Raw genomic sequence first — 19,259 nt, 5'->3', positions numbered from 1 at the left:
GTGCCCCCTCCTCGGGCGAGCGGCGGCGGCGGGACCCCGCCCCGACGCGTGCGCCAGTGGGGGCATTTGCACGTCGTGGAGCCGGTGCGCCAGTGGAAGGAGCGGCAAGTCCCGTGGCCCAGCCTGTGCCCGACTCCTCGGCCCCCTCCGCCGCGTCGCGGCCCCTGCGCGCGTGGCAGCGCCGCGCGCTCACCCGGTACCTGGCGACCAGGCCGCGGGACTTCCTCGCGGTCGCGACCCCGGGCGCGGGCAAGACGACGTTCGGACTGCGGGTGGCCGCGGAGCTGTTGGCCGACCGGACGGTGGAGCAGGTGACGGTGGTCACCCCCACCGAGCACCTCAAGCACCAGTGGGCGGCCGCGGCCGCCGCCGCGGGCATCGCGATCGACCCCGAGTTCCGCAACGCCATGGGCGCCACCTCCCGGGACTTCCAGGGCGTCGCCGTGACCTACGCGCAGGTCGCCGCGCACCCCACCCTGCACCGGGTGCGGACCGAGAACCGCAAGACGCTGGTGATCCTGGACGAGATCCACCACGCCGGCGACGCGAAGTCCTGGGGCGAGGCGACCCGCGAGGCGTTCGCGCCCGCCGTGCGCCGGCTCGCCCTGACCGGAACCCCGTTCCGCAGCGACGACAACCCGATCCCGTTCGTCAACTACGAGCCCGACGCCGACGGCAGCCAGCGCAGCCGGGCCGACCACTCCTACGGCTACTCCGACGCGTTGCGCGACGGCGTCGTCCGCCCCGTCGTCTTCCTCGCCTACTCGGGCGAGGCGCACTGGCGGACCAGCGCCGGCGACGAGTACACGGCGCGGCTGGGCGAGCCGCTGACCCAGGAGCAGACGGCCCGCGCGTGGCGCACCGCGCTGGACCCGACCGGCGAGTGGATGCCCGCGGTGCTCGCCGCCGCCGACACCCGGCTCACCCAGCTCCGCAACAACGGCGTGCCCGACGCCGGCGGGCTGGTCATCGCCTCGGACCACGTCTCGGCCAAGGCCTACGCCCAGATCCTGCAGCGCACCACCGGCCGCGAGCCGGTCGTGGTGCTGTCCGACGACCCGAGAGCCTCGGCCAGGATCGGCGAGTTCGCCGAGTCCGACGACCGCTGGCTGGTCGCGGTCCGGATGGTCTCCGAGGGCGTCGACGTGCCCCGGCTCGCGGTCGGCGTCTACGCCACCAGCGCCTCCACCCCGCTGTTCTTCGCGCAGGCGATCGGCCGGTTCGTGCGGGCCCGCCGCCCCGGCGAGACGGCCAGCGTGTTCCTGCCCAGCGTGCCCGTGCTGCTGGAGCTGGCCAGCCAGCTGGAGGCGCAGCGCGACCACGTGCTGGGCAAGCCGCACCGGCCCAAGGACGGCTGGGACGACGAACTGCTCGCCGACGCCAACCGGACCAAGGACGAGCCGGGCGAGGACGAGCGGTCCTTCACCGCCCTCGGCGCGTCCGCCGAACTGGACCAGGTGATCTACGACGGGTCCTCGTTCGGCACCGCCGCGCTGGCCGGCACCGAGGAGGAGCAGGACTACCTGGGCCTGCCCGGTCTGCTCTCGCCCGACCAGATGCGGGCGCTGCTGCGGCAGCGCCAGGAGAAGCAGCTGGCCGAGGCGACCCGGCGCAGGGCGGCCGAGCCGCCGCCCGCCCCGGAGCCGGTGGCCAAACCGCAGACGGTGCAGGAGCGGCTCTCCCACCTGCGGCGGGAGCTGAACACGCTGGTGGCCCTGCACCACCACCGGACGGGCAAGCCGCACGGCCGCATCCACTCCGAGCTCCGCGGCTACTGCGGCGGGCCGCCCACACCGATGGCCACGGTGGAGCAGTTGGAGGAGCGCATCGCCACGCTCCGCTCCTGGTGATCCGACGGCGGTAGCCTCCGGTCGTGGGACGAGCCCGGCGCCGGTGACCCGGAGTGGGACGAGGCGGCCGGGGCGGGAGGATGGGGGCGATGGCGAGTCCACCCACCGCGGGCACCCGACCGGATGACGTGCGCCGGCACAACCGCGCCGCGCTCCTCCGCCGGCTGCACGTCGGCGGCCCGTGCACCCGCGCGGCGCTGGCCGCCGAGCTCGGGCTCAACCGGAGCACGATCAAGACCCTGGTCGACGGCCTGGCGGAGGCCGGCCTGGTGCTGGAGCGCGTCCCCAGCCAGCGCGCGGGGGCCGGCCGCCCCTCGCTGCTGGTGGTGCCGCGGTCGACCGCGGTGGTGGTGCTCGCGGTGGACGTCGGCGTCGAACAGCTGACCGTCGCCGCCGTGGGCATCGGCGGGGACGTGCTCGGCCGCCGGAGCTGGGTGCTGGAACGGGGCCGGGTGCTGCCAGCGGACGTGGTGGACCGGGTGGCCGAGGCCCGCCGCGAGCTCGCCGAGCGGCTCGGGGCCGACGCCATGGCGGTGGGGGTGTCCGTGCCGGGCACCGCGCGGCGCTCGGACGGCTGGGTGCACGAGGCGCCGAACCTGCACTGGAGCGACGTGCCGCTGGGCGACCACCTGACCCGCGCCCTGCGGCTGCCGGTCCAGGTGGGCAACGACGCCGACCTGGGCGGGCTCGCGGAGCACACCCGGGGCGCGGCGCGGAACACCGCGGACGCGGTCTACCTGTCGGCCGACGTCGGCGTCGGCGGCGGGGTCATCTCCGGCGGCGTCCTGCTGCGGGGGACCGGCGGCTACGTCGGCGAACTGGGGCACATGGTCGTGCGGCCGGACGGGCGGCAGTGCTACTGCGGGTGCCGGGGCTGCTGGGAGACCGAGGTGGGCGAGGACGCGCTGCGCCGGGCGCTGAGCCTGCCGGGCGACGCGGACCGCGCGGCGATCGTGGCGGAGCTGCGCTCGCTGGCCGGGGACCCGGAGCTGGCCGGGCACCGGTTGCGCGGTGTCGCGGACTGGCTGGCGCTCGGCCTGGCCAACGCGGTCAACGTGCTCGCCCCCGAGCTCGTGGTGCTGGGCGGCCTGCTCGCGGCCCTGCCGCCCACCGTGGTCGCCGGGGTCGAGGAGGCGGTCCGCCGCCGCAGCATGGTGGCGCGCGCCTCCGGTCAGCTCCGGGTGTCGCCCGCGGTGCTCGGCGCGGAGGGGCCGCTGCTGGGCGCGGCCGAACTGGCCTTCGAGCCGGTGCTCGCCGCGGTGTGAGCCCCGGCCGCGCTGGCAGCACCCGTCCGGACCAGCGAGCCCGCCCGGACCGGCCGGAACGGCCGACGGGCGGGGACCTGGTCGGTCCCCGCCCGTCGGGTTGTCTCGTGGCGCTTGCGCGCCACCCGATCAGCCGCCATGGGTGATCTCGGCGGCGAGCTCGCGCAGCTTCGGCTCGTGCTCGCGGGCGTGGTGCCCGCAGAACAACAGCTCGCCCCCGGAGGGGAGCACGGCGCGCACGCGCGCGGCGGCCCCACAGCGGTCGCAGCGGTCAGCAGCGGTCAGCTCGGGGCGGGTGAGCGTTCCAGGCATGAGATCTCCCTCCGTCCCGGCGCCGGCACCGCCGACGCCCTCATCCGGCTGCGACCCCGTTGGGTGTCCCACAGGTGGGGTTCCCGGTAATCGCTAGCTCCACTCTTGCAGACGCCGGGGCGGCCGTCAGTGTTCCCGTCCCACGTGGCGAGCCATGTCACGTCGAAACAACTCGGATGCAGCAGTCTTCGCAGGTCATGGAGGATCACCGGGTGCCTGAGACCCCTCGTTCGCTCTCCGCGAAAACGCTGCCGGCCCCGGTGTTGTTCTTGGTCGGCGGGTGTTCTTTGTACTTCGGCGCCGGCGTCGCCGTGCGCCTTTTCGACCAGCTCACCCCTTCGGGGGTGGCCTGGCTCCGGCTGCTCGGCGCGGCCGTGCTGCTGCTGGCCTGGCGACGGCCGGGCCGGGCGGCGTGGCGCGGCCGCCGGCTGGCCCTGGCCGGGGTGTTCGGCCTCACCACGGCGTTGATGAACGTCGTGTTCTACGAGGCGATCGCCCGGATGCCGTTGGGCACGGCGGTGGCCGTCGAGTTCGCCGGCCCGATGGCGGTCGCGGCCTTCGGGACCCGCACGCGGCGCGACCTCGCCGCCCTGGCGCTCGTGGTGCTGGGCGTCGGGCTCATCGTGGACGTCCAGTGGTCGGGCAGCGCGACCGGCGTGCTGCTGGCGATCACCGCGGCCGCGTTGTGGGCCGCCTACATCCTGCTCGGCAAGCGGGTGGCGACCGGCGGCAACGGGCTGGACGACCTCGCGGTGGGCTTCGCGGTGGCCACCGTGCTGCTCAGCCCGCTGGCCGTGACCACCGGCCCGGCGTGGAGCTCCCCGTCCCTGCTCGGGCTGGGCGTCGGCGTCGGGGTGCTGGCCAGCGTCATCCCCTACGCGCTGGACCAGGTCGTGCTCCGGCGGGTGGGACAGGCGAGGTTCGCGTTGCTGTTGGCCCTGCTGCCCGCCACGGCCACCCTGATGGGCGTCGTCCTGCTCTGGCAGATCCCCTCGCCCGGCGAGGCGCTGGGCATCGGCGCGGTCGTCGCCGGCGTGGCGTTGCGCAGCCGGGAGAAGGCCGAACGACCCCCCGAGGAGGTGTGAGCGGCCGGGGAGCCGACCCGGGCGTCCCCGGACCGCCGCGCCGACGGGCGCATCGCCGAACGCCGACGGCCTCGTCGACCCGGTCTCCCGAGCCGACGAGGCCGTCGGACGCGCGCTGCCCCGGACGCTCAGTCCAGGTAGTCGCGGAGCACCTGCGACCGCGAGGGGTGCCGGAGCTTCGACATCGTCTTGGACTCGATCTGCCGGATCCGCTCCCGGGTCACGCCGTAGACCTGGCCGATCTCGTCCAGGGTCCTCGGCTGGCCGTCCGTGAGGCCGAAGCGCAGCCGGACCACGCCGGCCTCCCGCTCCGACAGCGTCGCCAGCACCGACTGCAGCTGGTCCTGCAGCAGCGTGAACGACACCGCGTCGACGGCCACGACCGCCTCGGAGTCCTCGATGAAGTCGCCGAGCTGGCTGTCGCCCTCGTCGCCGATCGTCTGGTCCAGCGAGATGGGCTCCCTGGCGTACTGCTGGATCTCCAGCACCTTCTCCGGGGTGATGTCCATCTCCTTGGCCAGCTCCTCCGGGGTGGGCTCGCGGCCCAGGTCCTGGAGCAGCTCGCGCTGGATCCGGCCGAGCTTGTTGATCACCTCGACCATGTGCACCGGGATCCGGATGGTGCGGGCCTGGTCGGCCATGGCGCGGGTGATCGCCTGGCGGATCCACCACGTGGCGTACGTGGAGAACTTGTAGCCCTTGGTGTAGTCGAACTTCTCGACCGCGCGGATCAGACCGAGGTTGCCCTCCTGGATCAGGTCCAGGAACGCCATGCCGCGGCCGGTGTAGCGCTTGGCGAGGCTGACCACGAGCCGGAGGTTGGCCTCCAGCAGGTGGTTCTTGGCCCGCTCGCCGTCCCGCACGATCCAGCGCAGGTCCCGCCGGAGCTGCGGGGAGAGCTTCTCGCTCTCCTCCTCGGCCCGGCGCAGCCGCTCCGCCGCGTAGAGGCCGGCCTCGATCCGCTTGGCGAGCTCGACCTCCTCCTCGGCGTTGAGCAGCGCGACCTTGCCGATCTGCTTGAGGTAGGCGCGGACCGAGTCGGCGGAGGCGGTGAGCTCGGCGTCCTTGCGGGCCTGCCGCAGCGCCTCGGACTCCTCCTCGTCCCAGACGAAGTCGCCCTTCTCCTCCTCCTCCGCCGCGGCCGGCTCGTCGGCGAGGTCGGCCTCCAGGTCGCTGAGGTCGACCTCCTCCAGCTCCACCGACTCCTCGAGCTCGGCGTCGCCCTTGCCCTTCTTGCCGCCCTTGGCCGCGGTGGCCTTGGCGCCCTTCTTGGCGGCGGTCGCCCTGGTGGTCTTGGTCGCGGTCCGCCCGGCAGCCGGCTTCTTCGCAGTGCCCTTGGCGCCGGTCGACTTCGCCGCGGTGGCGGCCGTCTTCCTGGTCGAGGTGGTCTTCGGGGTCTCCTCGACGTCGGCCGGGGCGGCCGTCTTCCTGCTCGAAGCGGCCCTGGCCGACGTGGCGCCGCCCGTGGTGGCGGCGCTGGAGCGTCGGGTTGCGGTTTCTGCGGCTGCCACGTACGCCCTTTCGCGACGGTCGACTGGTAACGACTGCTTCCTGGGCGGGCCGGAGGGCGCGAAACCTCGGCCGCCAGCGGTCGGGGGGAGAACCGTGATCCATCGTCACGGACCGTTCCATTGTAACGACGACGGCTGGGTGGGGTTGCGCCGCGAGCCGGCGAATTCGCCGGCCCGCCGGCGTCGTCCCTCGTCAGCGGGGCCCGAGGGGTCCGCTGATCAGAGCAACACCCCCGCCGCCGTCGCCGTCGCGGCGCCCACGATCCCGGCGTCGTTCTTCAGCGTGGCGGGCACGACCTCGGTGCGCACGTCGAGTAGCGGAAGCCACTTGTGCGCCTTCTTGCTCACCCCGCCGCCGGCGATGATCAGGTCCGGCCAGAGCAGGTTCTCCAGCGCGCGGACGTACCGGCTGACCCGGGCCGTCCACTCCTCCCACGACAGGTCGAGCTCGTCCTTCACCGAGGCGGCGGCCCTGGTCTCGGCGTCGTGGCCGTCGACCTCCAGGTGCCCGAACTCGGTGTTGGGCACCAGCCGGCCGTCGAGGAACACCGAGGTGCCGATCCCGGTGCCGAAGGTCAGCAGCACGACCGTGCCCGGGCGACCGGCCCCGGCCCCGAACCGCATCTCCGCCATGCCCGCCGCGTCGGCGTCGTTGAACACGACGACCTCACCCGGCTGGCGGCCCAGCCGGCGGGCGAACAACGCCGCGGCGTCGGTGCCGATCCACGCCTTGTCCACGTTCGCCGCGGTGTGCGCCACGCCCCGCTTGACCACGCAGGGCAGGGTCACGCCCAGCGGGCCGTCCCACCCGAACTTGTCCACGACCTCGGCCACCACGTCGGCGACGGCGTCGGGCGTCGACGGTTGGGGGGTGGGGATGCGCAGCCGCTCCCCCTCCAGTGCGCCAGCCTCGACGTCGACGACGCAGCCCTTGATCCCGGACCCGCCGATGTCGACGCCGAACCCGCGGGTAGTGCCCATCCCGTGGACCTTCCTACTCGATTCAGACGACAGTTGGCCAGACCTTAGGGCATCGCCGCCCACCCCAACCATCCTCGCGCCGTCGGACCGACGATGTGGTCGGATGGGGGGCGTGGCAACCGCAGAGCACGTGACGGACGGGGAGGACCTGCGCGCGGTCGCGGTCCGGGTGGCCGCGGAGGCGGCCGAGCTGGTGCGCCGGGTGCGCGAGACGGCCGTCACCGAGGTCGACACGAAGAGCAGCGAGACCGACGTCGTCACGGCCGGTGACCGCGCCGCCGAGCGGCTGATCCGCGCGCGGCTGGCCGAGCTGCGCCCCGGCGAGCCCGTTCTCGGCGAGGAGGAGGGCGAGGGCGGCGGCCCCACCGACGGCCCCACCGCTGACGCCGACGCCGACGACGGCGTGCGCTGGGTGGTGGATCCCATCGACGGCACGGTGAACTACCTCTACGGCTACCCCTGGTACGCCGTGTCGGTCGCCGCGCGGCGCGGGGGCGTCTCGGTCGCGGGCGCCGTGGTCGAGCCGGCCACCGGCCGGGTCTGGAGCGCGGCCAGGGGGCACGGGGCGTGGTGCGACGACGCGCGGCTGCGGGTGTCCGCCGCCACCCGGCTCGACCTGTCGCTGGTCGCGACCGGCTTCGCCTACGCGGCCGAGCGCCGGTCCCGGCAGGCGGGGGTGGTGGACGGCCTGCTCGGCAGGGTGCGGGACATCCGCCGGAGCGGCTCCGCGGCCCTCGACCTGTGCGGGGTGGCCGCCGGGTGGCTCGACGCCTACTTCGAGCACGGCCTCAAGCCATGGGACTGGGCGGCGGGCGCGCTGGTCGCGGAGGAGGCGGGCGCCCTGCTGCGGCTGCCCGGAACGCCAGGGGACGAGCTGGGCGACCTCACGCTCGCGGTGACGCCCGGCATCGCCGACGACCTCCTCGCGGTTCTGCGGGAGGCCGGCATCGCCGCTGTCTGACCTCCTACCGGCGCCCCTCCGGCCATGCGCGGTCGGAGGGGCGCCGGTCAGGGCGCGTCGTTGGTGGTCAGGTCGTTGGTGGTCAGGCGGCATCCGCGGGCTGTGCTCCCCGGGGCGCGACACGGGGGCCGGCGAGCGTCCACGACATCCCCGGACGTCGGTGGGGGCGGTGGAGTCGGTGGGGGAGGTCAGCAGTGGACCTCGCGGGCCTCACCCAGCAGGCGCGCGTCCAGCGGGGGCCGGCCGCCCTCGGCGACCTGGCCGCCCTCGGGGGTGGGCTGCCGCTCGCCCCACGACCTGAGGTCGGCGAGGACCCGCTTGGCCGCGTGGTTGGGCTTGACGTCGGCGAACTTGCCGCCCAGCGCGAGGTCCACCGTGGCGTCCTGCCGCTCGTCCCTGACGAGCTGGGCGCACGGCACGAGCAGGCTCACCGTGCGCGCCGCGCCGGCCCCGTTGGGCCCGAAGCGGATCTGGCCGTGGCAGTGCATGTCGAAGTTCGGGTAGACCGGGTCGTTGCCCGGCTCCGCGGCCTTGTTGATGCCCGCCGAGTACAGCTCCTCGGCGACCAGGCTCGCCTGGTTGCGCTGGCCGTTGGCGTTGAGGACCCGCACCTGGACCCGGTGCGGCACGGCGGGGTCGGTGCGGTCCAGCGAGTCGCGGCCGAGGACCTGTCCCGCCTTCGGGGGCGCCTGGGCCTCCGGCGCGGTGGAGGGCGGGGTCGGCGGGTTGCAGTTCGTGGCGGCGTCCAGGTCGGACGTGCTCCGGAACACCTTCGTCCAGACGAAGACCGACAGCACTCCGAGCACGACGAGCATCACCACGGCGGGTAGCGGCCGACGCCGCCGGTAACGCGGAACCTTGTTGCCCAGCGCGCTCGCGGCAGACACGTCCTCCCGTCCTCCCTGAGCCTGCGCCCCTCGTGCCCCGTGGACCCCGTGCTGATCAGCCTAATCCGTGCTCTCGGTCCCCGCGCGGGCGTGCCCGCGCACGGCTCGCCACCCGGACGTAGCGCTCGGCAGTTGATCAGTAGCGCTGTGTCACGACGGGTGAATCGCACCATGTCGACAACGCCCTGACAAGACGCGGACAAGGTGGTCACGGTTGCGTGCGCCGGCCGTCGCTGTGCGCAACGCACCACAAATGAGTGACCGGGTGAGTGGGGGGTTGCGCGGTGGGCTACCCTCTCCGCGCTCCGGGACTCCGGCAACGGGTTGCGAATCGATTCCGCAGGGCGTTGCGGCCAGGGGGAGAACCGAGACCTCCGTCACTACGACGGCGGGCACAAACTCGCGCGCTGGGACGTTGTCCAGCGGCACGAACCACAGTCATTGACCGCAGGGGTGAAACACGATGGCCACCGACTACGACGCTCCGCGCCGCAGCCAGGAGGAGGAGCTGGCTGAGGACTCGTTGGAGGAGCTCAAGGCTCGGCGTAACGAGACGCAGTCCGGTGTGGTCGACGTCGACACCGACGCGCCGGACGAGAACTTCGAGCTGCCGGGCGCGGACCTGTCGGGTGAGGAGCTCACCGTCAAGGTGCTCCCGAAGCAGGACGACGAGTTCACCTGCGGGCGCTGCTTCCTGGTACACCACCGGAGCCGGCTCGCCGAGGAGCGCAACGGGCAGATGATCTGCCGGGACTGCGCCTGATCCTGCCTCATCCCGCCCGGGCCCACCCGGCCCCCGCCGCCCGTGTCGTCTGACGGAGACGTCTGACGGACGGGTCGAGGACCGGTGGCGGACCGCCGACCGGCGGCTCGTCGGGGTCTCGGGCGCGGCCCGACCGGTTCCGGCCCGTTCCGGCCCCGGAAAGGACGACCACACGGCGCGGGGCGCCTGCCGTCGCGGCAGGCGCCCCGCGCCGTTTCCGTCTCCGGCTGGTTCCCGCCGGGGCTCTCGCCCGTACCTCGCTCCGGCCTTCCCCGGCCTCGGGTGCCCGTTCGGCCGGCTGTGGCGGGACCGCGGTCAGGCGGCCCGCTCGCGCAGGATCTGGGCCAGCCGCTCGGGGTCGCGCACGCTGAAGATCCAGTACGGCGCGGGGTCGTCCGGGTCGGTCAGGTGCACCCGCAGCATCGGCCCCACCCAGCCGCGGTGCACGAGGAACGCCGCCGGGTCGAGCTCGGGGCCCAGCGCCCTGCGCTTCTCCGCCGCCGGCACGACCTCGACGTCGCCGACGAACCGCAGCGGCAGGTGGGCCTCGCCCACCCACAGCTCGTCGTCGACCACGCGCACCCGCACCCGGCCCATCCACAGCAGCCACGCGAGCACCACGCCGATGGTGATCACGTAGGGCAGCCACGAGCGGACGCCGGGGTAGCCCCGGTGCACGGTGGCCGCCATGATCGCCGCGCCCACCAGCGGCAGCGGGAACCAGGTCAGCGGGACCGCCAGCCGCTGCTCGAAGTGGACCTTCCCGTCGGGCCGCCGGCCCGCTCGCTCGTTCACCTCGCCGGCACCTCCGCGGGCCGCCGCCGCGCCTACGCTCTGGGTCACGGAGCCAGGGTAGTCTCGCGCCTCGTGTCCGACGCTTCCCCGTCCCGTGTCGAGGTGCTGCTGACCCGGCTCGACCCCGAGGTCCCGGTGCCGGCCTACGCCCGCCCCGGGGACGCCGGCGCCGATCTGGTGACCACCAGCGACCTGGTGCTGCCGCCGGGCGAACGCGCCGTGGTCGGCACCGGGGTCGCGATCGCCCTGCCGATGGGTTACGCCGCCTTCGTGCACCCCCGATCGGGGCTCGCCGCGCGGGTCGGCCTCAGCGTGGTCAACACGCCCGGCACCATCGACGCCGGCTACCGCGGCGAGATCAAGATCTGCCTGGTCAACCACGACCCGCGGGAGCCGGTCGTGCTGCGCCGGGGCGACCGGATCGCCCAGCTCGTCGTGCAACGGGTGGAGCGGGCGTGCTTCCTGGAGGTCGCCGAGCTGCCAGACTCGCAGCGGGGAGCCGGCGGATACGGCTCCACCGGCGGGCACGCGGTGCTGGGGCCGGCGGCGGAGGCCGACGGCGGAGCGACGGAGGGCTAGAGGGCATGTTCGGATGGCGGCGTCGACGGCGTGGCGAGGACGGCGGGGACGGCTCCGCCGAGGCGGCCGCGGCGGGTGGGTCGGCTTCGGGCGGGAACGGGGAGCCGGGTGACGGGCCGTTCGACGCGACGGAGGCCCCGGAGGACGAGCTGTCGCGGCTCGACCTCGGCTCGGTGCGGATCCCGGTGCCCGACGGCGCGCAGCTCCAGGTCGAGGTCGACCCGGCGGGCCCGGTGCGGGCGGTGCACGTGGTCACCGAGATCGGCCGGTTGACGGTCAACGCCTACGCCGCGCCGCGCAGCAGCGGGCTGTGGCGCGAGATCAGCCGGGAGCTGGTCGAGCAGCTCCGGTCGGACGGCGCGCGGGTGACCCGGGTCAGCGGCGAGTGGGACGACGAGCTGGTCGCCTCCTCGCCGGAGGTGGCGCTGCGGTTCGTCGGCGTCGACGGCCCGCGCTGGCTGCTGCGCGGCGTCGCGGCCGGGCCGGTGGACCACGCCGAGGAGCTGACCGAGCTGCTGCGCGACGTCGTCCGGGGGACGGTCGTGGTGCGGGGCCAGGAGCCGCTGCCGGTGCGCACGCCGTTGCCGATCGAGCTCCCGGAGCCCATCGCCCGCCACATCCAGCAGGCGCACCAGGCCCAGCAGCAGGGCTGATCACTTGTGGCGGGTCCGCGCGGCGCCGGGGCGCACCTCGGTCGCGCGGGCCCGTCGCCGTTCCCGGGGCAGTGCCCCCAGCCGGAACTCCCTGAACCTGGAACTCCCCGGAGCCGGGGCTTCCGGAGCCGGGCTCCCGGCGACCGGAACGGAGATGACGGGGTTTCGGCTGATCGGTAGCGTGCCGCCATGCCCGACTCCGCCGAGTGGTTGGTCTTCCTCAGCGCGACCCTGGTCTTCGCCGCGGTCCCCGGCCCGGGAATGCTCTACGTGATCGCCCGGGCGCTCAGCGGCGGGTGGCGCGAGGGCGTCCGCTCGGTGGTGGGTACCGCGGTGGGCGCCACCGTCCACGTCGTCGCGGCCGCCGCCGGCCTGTCGGCGCTGCTCGCCACCTCCGCCACCGCGTTCACCGTCGTGAAGCTCGTCGGGGCGGCCTACCTCCTCTACCTGGGCGTGCGGGCGTTGCTGGCCGGGGACGAGGGCGCGCGGGCGGAGCTCGACGACGCGCGGGAGCGGCGGCGCGGCCGCGCCACCTTCCTCCAGGGTGTGCTCACCGAGGTGCTCAACCCGAAGACCGCCCTGTTCTTCCTCGCGTTCATCCCGCACTTCGTGCACCCGGAGCGCGGGCCGGCCCCGCTGGTCTTCGCGGTGCTCGGCGTGGTCGTGGTGGCCGCCGCCATGCTCGCCGACCTCCTCGCGGTCGCCTTCGCCGGCCCGCTCGGCCAGCGCATGGCCCGCGACCCGCGGTGGCGGGTGCGCCAGCGCGTCGCCAGCGGGTTGACCATGATCGGCCTCGGGGGCGCCCTGGCGCTGGCCGAGACCGGCTGATCCGGAGGCGACACCGAACCCGGCCCCGGAGTTGTGATCCCCGGACGAGATCACGCAGGGGAGCGGAGGTGACGTGGGCGACCGTCGTCGGGGTTGGTCGCGCCCGTCGGCGTCTGCGACGATTCCGGTCCGACCGAACGAGGGGTGTGCGAGGAAGCCGGTGCGAGTCCGGCGCGGTCCCGCCACTGTGACCGGGGAGCGATCCTCCCGAGTGCGCCACCGGGGCCAAGGCCCCGGGAAGGCCGGAGGGGAGCGGTGATCCGGGAGCCAGGACACTCCGTCCCTCGTGCCAGGACCTCCACCGGGCGAGGACACCCGAGGAAGGACAGATGGCATGACCCCGTGCCGTGAGCGCGCGTGACGGCCCGCTACCCGTTCTCCGCCGTCGTCGGGCACGACGACCTCCGTCTGGCGTTGCTGCTGACCGCCGTGCACCCCGGGATCGGCGGTGTGCTCGTCCGGGGTGAGAAGGGCACCGCCAAGTCGACGATCGTGCGGGGGCTGGCCGCCCTGCTGCCCGGTGTCGCCGTGGTGCGCCGCTGCCGGTTCGGCTGCGACCCCGCCCGTCCCGACCCCGCCTGCCCGGACGGCCCGCACGCCGAGGACGCGCTCGCCGACGGCGACGCCGCTGCCGCTGCCGACGCCGTCGAGCGCCGGCCGGCGCGGCTGGTCGAGCTGCCGGTGGGCGCGACCGAGGACCGCCTCGTCGGCTCGCTGGACCTGGAACGCGCGCTGACCGAGGGCGTGCGGGCCTACCAGCCCGGCCTGCTGGCCGCGGCGCACCGCGGCGTGCTCTACGTCGACGAGGTCAACCTGCTGCACGACCACCTGGTCGACCTGTTGCTTGACGCGGCCGCGATGGGCCGCGCGCACGTCGAGCGGGAGGGCGTGTCCGTCTCGCACGCCGCGTCGTTCCTGTTGGTGGGCACGATGAACCCGGAGGAGGGCGAGCTGCGGCCGCAGCTGCTCGACCGGTTCGGGCTCACCGTGCACGTGGCGGCGTCCAGGGACGTCGCGACCCGCACCGAGGTGATCCGCCGGCGGCTGGCCTACGAGGCCGACCCGGAGGGGTTCGCCGCGGGGTGGGCCGAGGCCGACGCGGAGCTGGCCGGCCGGATCGCCGCCGCGCGCCGGGCGCTGGCCGCGGTGGCGCTGCCGGACGCGGAGCTGCGGCGCATCGCCTCGGTGTGCTCGGCGTTCGAGGTGGACGGCATGCGCGCCGACCTCGTGGTGGCCCGCACGGCCATGGCGCACGCCGCGTGGCGCGGCGCGGACGCGGTGTCCGAAGTGGACGTCGAGGTGGCCGCGCGGCTCGCGCTGCCGCACCGCCGCCGGCGGGACCCGTTCGACGAGCCGGGGCTGGACGAGGAGCAGCTCAGCCAGGCGCTGCGCGACGCCCGGTCCGAGATGCCCGAGACGTCCGAGGCAGACACAGTGGACGGGCCGGACGAGGACCCGGAGCCGCCGGGTGGGCCCGACGACGGCCCGGACGGCCCTGACGGCGGTCCCGACCAGCCGGACCCCGGTCCGGACGGCGGCGGCGCGCCGGAGCCGGGGCAGGCCCCGGAGGGTTCGGCCCCGGACTCCGGAAAGGGATCCGCCGAACCCGGCGAGTCCGGTTCGGACAACGGCCGCGCGCCGGCGGACCGGCCGCCGGCCGTTCCCGCGCCGGCGTTCCGGGCCCGCCTGCTGGAGGTGCCCGGCGTGGGCGAGGGCGCGCCGGGTCGGCGATCCCGGGCCCGGTCCCGCACCGGCCGCGTGGTGCGTTCCTCCACTGTGGACGGTTCCGGGCTGCACCTGGTGGGCACGCTGGCCGCCGCCGCGCCGCACCAGGCGGCCAGGGGACGCCGGGGCTCCGGCCTGGTGCTGCGCCCCGCCGACCTCCGGCTGGCCGTGCGCGAGGGGCGCGAGGGCAACCTCGTGCTGTTCGCCGTCGACGCCTCCGGCTCCATGGCCGCCCGCCAGCGCATGTCCGCCGTCAGCGGCGCCGTGCTGTCCCTGCTCCGGGACGCCTACCAGCGCCGGGACAAGGTCGGCCTGGTCACCTTCCGCGGCAGGAGCGCCGAGGTCGCGCTCCCGCCCACCCCGTCGGTCGACGCCGCCGTCGCCCGCCTGCGCCACCTGCGCACCGGCGGGCGCACGCCGCTGGCCGACGGTCTGCTGACCGCGCGCAAGGTGCTGACGATCGAGCGGCTGCGCGACCCGCGCCGCCGTCCGCTGCTGGTCCTGGTCACCGACGGCAGGGCGACCGTGCCGGTCGCCGGCGGCGACCCGGTGGCCGACGCGACCCGCGCCGGCGCGCTGCTGGCCGCCGACGGCGTGGCCGCGGTGGTCGTGGACTGTGAGAACGGGCACGTGCGGCTCGGCATGCCCGACCGGCTGGCCGCCGCGCTCGGCGCGCCGTGCGTGCGGTTGGAGCAGTTGTCGGCCGAGCAGGTGGCCGGCGTGGTCCGGGCCGTCAGGGCCGCCTGAGGCGACGACGCGCGCGTCGCGTGGAGGAGGACGTTCTTATGCCGCAGGGCAAACCGACCGTGGTGCCGGCCGACGGGATGACCACCCGCCAGCGCCGCAACCGACCGCTGGTCGTGGTGCACACCGGACAGATGAAGGGCAAGTCGACCGCCGCCTTCGGCCTCGCCCTGCGGGGCTGGAACCAGGGCTGGGACATCGGCGTGTTCCAGTTCGTGAAGTCCGCCAAGTGGAAGGTGGGCGAGGAGAACGCCTTCCGCGCGCTGGGCCGGCTGCACGAGGCCACCGGCGAGGGCGGCCCGGTGGAGTGGCACAAGATGGGCGAGGGCTGGTCGTGGTCCCGCAAGCAGGGCACCGAGGAGGACCACGCCGCCGCGGCCCGCGAGGGCTGGCGGGAGATCGCCCGCCGGCTCGCCGAGCAGCGGCACACCCTCTACGTGCTCGACGAGTTCACCTACCCGCTGAAGTGGGGCTGGGTGGACGTCGACGAGGTGGTGGCGACGCTGCGCGACCGCCCCGGCCACCAGCACGTCGTGATCACCGGCAGGGACGCCCCGCAGGCCCTGGTCGACGCCGCCGACCTGGTGGTGGAGATGACCAAGGTCAGGCACCCGATGGACAACGGGCAGAAGGGGCAGAGGGGCATCGAGTGGTGATCCCGCGGGTGGTGGTCGCCGCGCCCGCGTCGGGCAGCGGCAAGACCACCGTCGCGACCGGCCTGGTGGCGGCGTTGCGGCGGCGGGGCCGTGCGGTCGCGCCGTTCAAGGTCGGCCCGGACTACATCGACCCCGGCTACCACGCGCTGGCGGCGGGCCGGCCCGGCCGCAACCTCGACCCGGTGCTGGTCGGGGAGGACCGGGTCGGCCCGCTGTTCGCGCACGGGGCCGCGGGCGCCGACCTCGCGGTGGTCGAGGGCGTGATGGGCCTGTTCGACGGCCGCTCGGGCACCCGCGGGTACGCCTCCACCGCCCACCTCGCGACGCTGCTCGCCGCGCCGGTGGTGCTGGTCGTCGACGCCAGGGGGCAGAGCCGGAGCCTCGCCGCGCTGCTGCACGGCTTCCGCGGCTTCGACCCCGCCGTGCGGCTGGCTGGGGTGGTGCTCAACCGCGTCGGCTCCGAGCACCACGAGCGGGTGCTGCGCGAGGCGTGCGACGAGGTCGGCCTGCCCGTCCTCGGGGTGCTCGGCCGGCACGCCGCGTTGGAGGTGCCCTCCCGGCACCTCGGCCTGGTCACCGCCGCCGAGGGCGGGTCGGCCGCGCGCCGCGCGGTGGCCGCCATGGCCGACCTGGTCGAGGCCGCGGTCGACCTGGACGCGGTGGTCCGGCTGGCCGAGGCGGCGCCGGAGCTTCCCGGTGCGGCCTGGGACCCCGCGCTGGAGGTGGGAACGCCGACGGCCGGCCGGCCGGTCGTCGCGGTCGCCGGGGGCTCGGCGTTCACCTTCGGCTACGCCGAGCACGCCGAGCTGCTCACGGCGGCCGGCGCCGAGGTCGTGGTCGTCGACCCGCTGCGGGACGAGCGGCTGCCCGAGCGGACCTCCGGTCTCGTGCTGCCCGGTGGATTTCCCGAGCAGCACGCGGCCGAGCTCGCCGGCAACGCCGCGTTGCGGGCCGAGGTGGCGCGGTTCGCCGCGGCCGGGGGACCGGTCCACGCCGAGTGCGGGGGCCTGCTCTACCTGGCCGCCGAGCTGGACGGCCAGCCGATGTGCGGGGTGCTCGACGCACGGGGCCGCATGACGGAGCGGTTGACGCTCGGCTACCGGGACGCGGTCGCGGGAGCGGACTCCGCGTTGCACCCCGTCGGTGCGCGGGTCAGCGGCCACGAGTTCCACCGGACCGTGCTCGAACCCGGGCAGAGCGCGACGCCCGCGTGGCACTGGCGGAGCGCCGTGGGTCACGCGGTTTCCGAGGGGTTCGTCTGGCGAGGCGTCCACGCCTCGTACCTGCACACGCACCCGGCTGGCGCCCCCGAGGCCGTGGCCCGGTTCGTGTCCCGGTGCGCCCGCACCGCTCCCTGGCGCTCAGCGTCCTGACCCCCGCTTCCTGACCTCCCCGCTTCGTGACCCCCCGCTTCGTGACCCCCTGCTTCGTGACACTGACCGGAGTGACTGCTCCGCGTCGGGACTGTCCTGTCAAGGCAGGAAGTGCACATTCGTCCGATCGAGTGGACCTGTCGGGCGTCCGCCGGACGACGGTCCCCGAACACCGTCCGTGATCGGCTTCGACGTGATCATGCCGGCGGATGATCGGAGGCGCGCCGCCGCAGGCAGCGGCGCTCGTGGGGTGGCGCACCCGTCCCGCGCCGCGTCGCGACAGCGGTCCGGCGGAGGCGGGCCCGGGGTGCGGACGATGATCGCCAGGGGCGGTACGGTCGTGGTCGACATGGGGGCGGGCGGCGCCTCGCGGCGGTCCGCGACGTGGTCGTCGGCGGTGGGGCGCCGGACCGGGAAACCGCAGGTCCTCGGCGTGACGTCCACGCGTCGCCGCGCTGTCCGCACCGAGCTCTCCGTCGTCGGTTCCCGAGCCGCGCCCCCGTGCCCCACCCGTCCACCGTCGTCCTCCCGCACCGGCGTGGGAGAGGGGAGCAGTTGTGAGCGACGCCGACGAGCCGACCGCCCGCGTCGGGCGGGTCTCCTTCCTCGGCGCGGGACCCGGAGCCGCCGACCTCGTCACGGTGCGTGCCGCCCGGCGCATCGCCGAGGCCGACGTCGTGGTGTGGTCCCCGGCCCACGTCGCGGCCGAGTGCGTCCGGGAGCACGCCCGGCCGGACGCCGAGATCGTCGACTCCTCCCGGGTTGGTGAGGACGACGTCCTGGAGATCTACCGCAGGGCGGTCCGCGACCGGCTCCGGGTGGTCCGGCTGCACTCCGGCGACCCGACGCTGTGGGGCGCGGTGCGCGACCAGCACGACGCCTGCCGCCGACTCGGCCTGGAGGTCGAGATCGTGCCCGGCGTGACGCCGGTCTCGGCGGTGGCCGCGGCGGTCGGCCGGGAGCTGACCCCGGCGGAGGGCACGCAGTCGGTCGTGCTGACCCGGCTGGAGGGCGGCGGCGCGCTGCCGGACCAGGAGCGCGTCCGCGACCTCGCCCGGCACGGCACGACCCTGGCGGTCTCGCTGTCCGCCGCGCGCACCGCGCAGCTCGTCGAGGAGCTGCGCGCCGGCGGCTGCGCCGAGGACACGCCCGTCGTCGTCGCCTCCAAGGCGACCTGGCCGGACGAGCTGGTGCTGCACACCACGCTCGGCGAGCTGGAGGAGACGGTCAAGGCGCACAAGTTGTGGCGGCACACGCTGTTCCTGATCGGCAGGGCCATGGCCGCCGGCGGCTCGCGCTCGCGGCAGTACCAGTCCGGCGGCGCGACCGGCTACCGCAAGGCCGATCCCGGCGCGCGTCGACCGCAGCGCCGGTTGGGACAGCGGCGGAGCACGTCGGCGACGGGCCGGGTGACGACCAGCGACCGGCGGGACGACGAGCCGCGCCGGACGGAGGCCGGTCGGCCCCGCCCGGGGCAGCCGGACGCGGAGACCGCGTGGTGGGCGGTGCGGAACTGGCAGGAGAACGCCAGGACCGGCGGGCGGTCCGCTCGGTCCCGGGTCACGCGTCGTGCGGTGGAGCCGCGGACGTTGTTCGACGTGGGCCAAGACGCGGCGGTCGAGGGTGGCGAGCCGGTGGTGGCCCCGGTGGTGGCCGAGGTTGCCCAGGTGACGCAGGCGGCTGGGGTGGCCAGGACGGCTGAGGTGGTCGAGGTCGTTGAGACCGCCGAGGCCGTGGCGAAGCAGGGAACGCCGGGCGCGCCTGATCTGTCCATTGTGGACACCGAGGCCGTGGTGACCGCTGTCGTGCCCGGGTCGGTGGTCGCGGAGTCCGTGACCCCTTCGGCCGTCGCGGCGGACGACGTGGTGGTCCCTTCGGGGGTTGAGGTGGCCGAGGTGGCCGATGAGGTGTCGCCGGAGCCGCCGGGCGCGGGCGAGGCGGAGGCGACCGCCGCGAAGCCGGCCGGCCGGGTCGCCGCCGCGACCAGCTCGGCCGGGCGGGTGACGGCGCGGGTGACGGCCACGCGAGCCCGTCGCGCCAACGCGGGTGAGGCCGCCGAGGCGGCCAGGGGCGAGCGGAAGAAGGGCGCGACGGCCAGGACCGTGCGCAGCCGCGTGGTGAAGGTCGCCGAGGAGCCCGCTGCGGAGGCGGCCGTGGAGCCGGCTGAGCCGCCGGCCGCGAAGGCCCGCGCGACGAAGAAGGGCGGTCGGGCGGTGCGCGGTCGCGGGGCTTCCTCCGCGAACTAGCCGTCCCGGCTCGCTTCTGGTCGACGGCTGGAAGCTCGTGGCAGT

General features: G+C 75.3%; 17 protein-coding genes and 1 riboswitch. Of the genes, 12 read left to right on the top strand and 5 right to left on the bottom strand.

Annotated features, from left to right (window positions below):
* The first annotated feature begins 113 nt into the window (after positions 1–113).
* Positions 114–1,850, top strand: a complete 1,737-nt coding sequence (locus BUE43_RS11090; protein ID WP_234995658.1) for a DEAD/DEAH box helicase — start codon at positions 114–116, stop codon at positions 1,848–1,850.
* A gap of 89 nt (positions 1,851–1,939) precedes the next feature.
* Positions 1,940–3,115: an ROK family transcriptional regulator gene (locus tag BUE43_RS11085; RefSeq protein WP_073481764.1), complete on the top strand. Its 1,176-nt coding sequence runs from the start codon at positions 1,940–1,942 to the stop codon at positions 3,113–3,115.
* Positions 3,116–3,244: 129 nt separating this feature from the next.
* On the opposite strand, the gene BUE43_RS11080 is transcribed toward BUE43_RS11085, so the two are convergent.
* On the bottom strand, positions 3,245–3,427 hold the full coding sequence (locus tag BUE43_RS11080; RefSeq protein ID WP_073481760.1) for a DUF7455 domain-containing protein: 183 nt from the start codon (positions 3,425–3,427) through the stop codon (positions 3,245–3,247).
* A gap of 287 nt (positions 3,428–3,714) precedes the next feature.
* On the opposite strand from BUE43_RS11080, the gene BUE43_RS11075 reads away from it, so the two are divergent.
* Positions 3,715–4,512, top strand: a complete 798-nt coding sequence (locus BUE43_RS11075) for an EamA family transporter (protein ID WP_234995692.1) — start codon at positions 3,715–3,717, stop codon at positions 4,510–4,512.
* 128 nt (positions 4,513–4,640) lie between these two features.
* Here BUE43_RS11075 and BUE43_RS11070 read toward each other — a convergent pair whose 3' ends face one another.
* Together BUE43_RS11070 and ppgK are read right to left on the bottom strand one after the other, a co-directional pair.
* A complete protein-coding gene (locus tag BUE43_RS11070; RefSeq protein WP_073481754.1) occupies positions 4,641–6,023 on the bottom strand; it encodes an RNA polymerase sigma factor in 1,383 nt (460 codons plus the stop codon).
* A 219-nt stretch (positions 6,024–6,242) separates the two neighbouring features.
* A complete protein-coding gene (ppgK, locus tag BUE43_RS11065) occupies positions 6,243–7,004 on the bottom strand; it encodes a polyphosphate--glucose phosphotransferase (protein WP_073481751.1) in 762 nt (253 codons plus the stop codon).
* Positions 7,005–7,116: 112 nt separating this feature from the next.
* On the opposite strand from ppgK, the gene BUE43_RS11060 reads away from it, so the two are divergent.
* On the top strand, positions 7,117–7,965 hold the full coding sequence (locus BUE43_RS11060; RefSeq protein ID WP_234995657.1) for an inositol monophosphatase family protein: 849 nt from the start codon (positions 7,117–7,119) through the stop codon (positions 7,963–7,965).
* Positions 7,966–8,153: 188 nt separating this feature from the next.
* Here the strand turns inward: BUE43_RS11060 and cei are convergent, their stop codons facing one another.
* Positions 8,154–8,852, bottom strand: coding sequence for an envelope integrity protein Cei (cei, locus tag BUE43_RS11055; RefSeq protein ID WP_234995656.1), 699 nt, complete (start codon positions 8,850–8,852; stop codon positions 8,154–8,156).
* 463 nt (positions 8,853–9,315) lie between these two features.
* Between cei and BUE43_RS11050 the strand changes: the two genes are divergently transcribed.
* Positions 9,316–9,615, top strand: a complete 300-nt coding sequence (locus tag BUE43_RS11050; protein ID WP_073481745.1) for a DUF4193 domain-containing protein — start codon at positions 9,316–9,318, stop codon at positions 9,613–9,615.
* Between the two features lie 315 nt (positions 9,616–9,930).
* Here BUE43_RS11050 and BUE43_RS11045 read toward each other — a convergent pair whose 3' ends face one another.
* On the bottom strand, positions 9,931–10,458 hold the full coding sequence (locus tag BUE43_RS11045) for a DUF3093 domain-containing protein (protein WP_407697112.1): 528 nt from the start codon (positions 10,456–10,458) through the stop codon (positions 9,931–9,933).
* 24 nt (positions 10,459–10,482) lie between these two features.
* On the opposite strand from BUE43_RS11045, the gene dut reads away from it, so the two are divergent.
* The 7 genes from dut to BUE43_RS11010 all read left to right on the top strand — a co-directional run bounded on the left by dut (position 10,483) and on the right by BUE43_RS11010 (position 19,214).
* Positions 10,483–10,989 carry a dUTP diphosphatase gene (gene dut, locus BUE43_RS11040; protein ID WP_143174083.1) on the top strand — a complete coding sequence of 169 codons (507 nt, stop codon included), beginning with the start codon at positions 10,483–10,485 and terminating at the stop codon, positions 10,987–10,989.
* Positions 10,990–10,994: 5 nt separating this feature from the next.
* Positions 10,995–11,642, top strand: coding sequence for a DUF3710 domain-containing protein (locus BUE43_RS11035; RefSeq protein WP_073481739.1), 648 nt, complete (start codon positions 10,995–10,997; stop codon positions 11,640–11,642).
* 189 nt (positions 11,643–11,831) lie between these two features.
* Entirely contained in the window at positions 11,832–12,470 is a 639-nt protein-coding gene (locus BUE43_RS11030; RefSeq protein WP_073481736.1) for a LysE family translocator, read from the top strand.
* Between the two features lie 151 nt (positions 12,471–12,621).
* Positions 12,622–12,747, top strand: a riboswitch (cobalamin riboswitch).
* Positions 12,748–12,827: 80 nt separating this feature from the next.
* Positions 12,828–14,942: a putative cobaltochelatase gene (locus BUE43_RS11025; RefSeq protein WP_073481734.1), complete on the top strand. Its 2,115-nt coding sequence runs from the start codon at positions 12,828–12,830 to the stop codon at positions 14,940–14,942.
* A gap of 38 nt (positions 14,943–14,980) precedes the next feature.
* Positions 14,981–15,595, top strand: coding sequence for a cob(I)yrinic acid a,c-diamide adenosyltransferase (cobO, locus tag BUE43_RS11020; protein WP_073481731.1), 615 nt, complete (start codon positions 14,981–14,983; stop codon positions 15,593–15,595).
* Positions 15,592–16,968: a cobyrinic acid a,c-diamide synthase CobB gene (locus BUE43_RS11015; RefSeq protein ID WP_073482631.1), complete on the top strand. Its 1,377-nt coding sequence runs from the start codon at positions 15,592–15,594 to the stop codon at positions 16,966–16,968. The genes cobO and BUE43_RS11015 overlap by 4 nt, the downstream gene beginning before the upstream one ends.
* Before the next feature lie 557 nt (positions 16,969–17,525).
* The gene (locus tag BUE43_RS11010; protein WP_073481729.1) at positions 17,526–19,214 is read left to right on the top strand and encodes a cobalt-precorrin-4/precorrin-4 C(11)-methyltransferase; all 1,689 of its coding nucleotides are present in this window, start codon (positions 17,526–17,528) and stop codon (positions 19,212–19,214) included.
* Positions 19,215–19,259 lie beyond the last annotated feature (45 nt).

This window comes from Streptoalloteichus hindustanus (assembly GCF_900129375.1).
In the GTDB taxonomy this organism is placed as follows: domain Bacteria; phylum Actinomycetota; class Actinomycetes; order Mycobacteriales; family Pseudonocardiaceae; genus Streptoalloteichus; species Streptoalloteichus hindustanus.
This window is presented reverse-complemented; position numbering and strand designations above follow the sequence as displayed.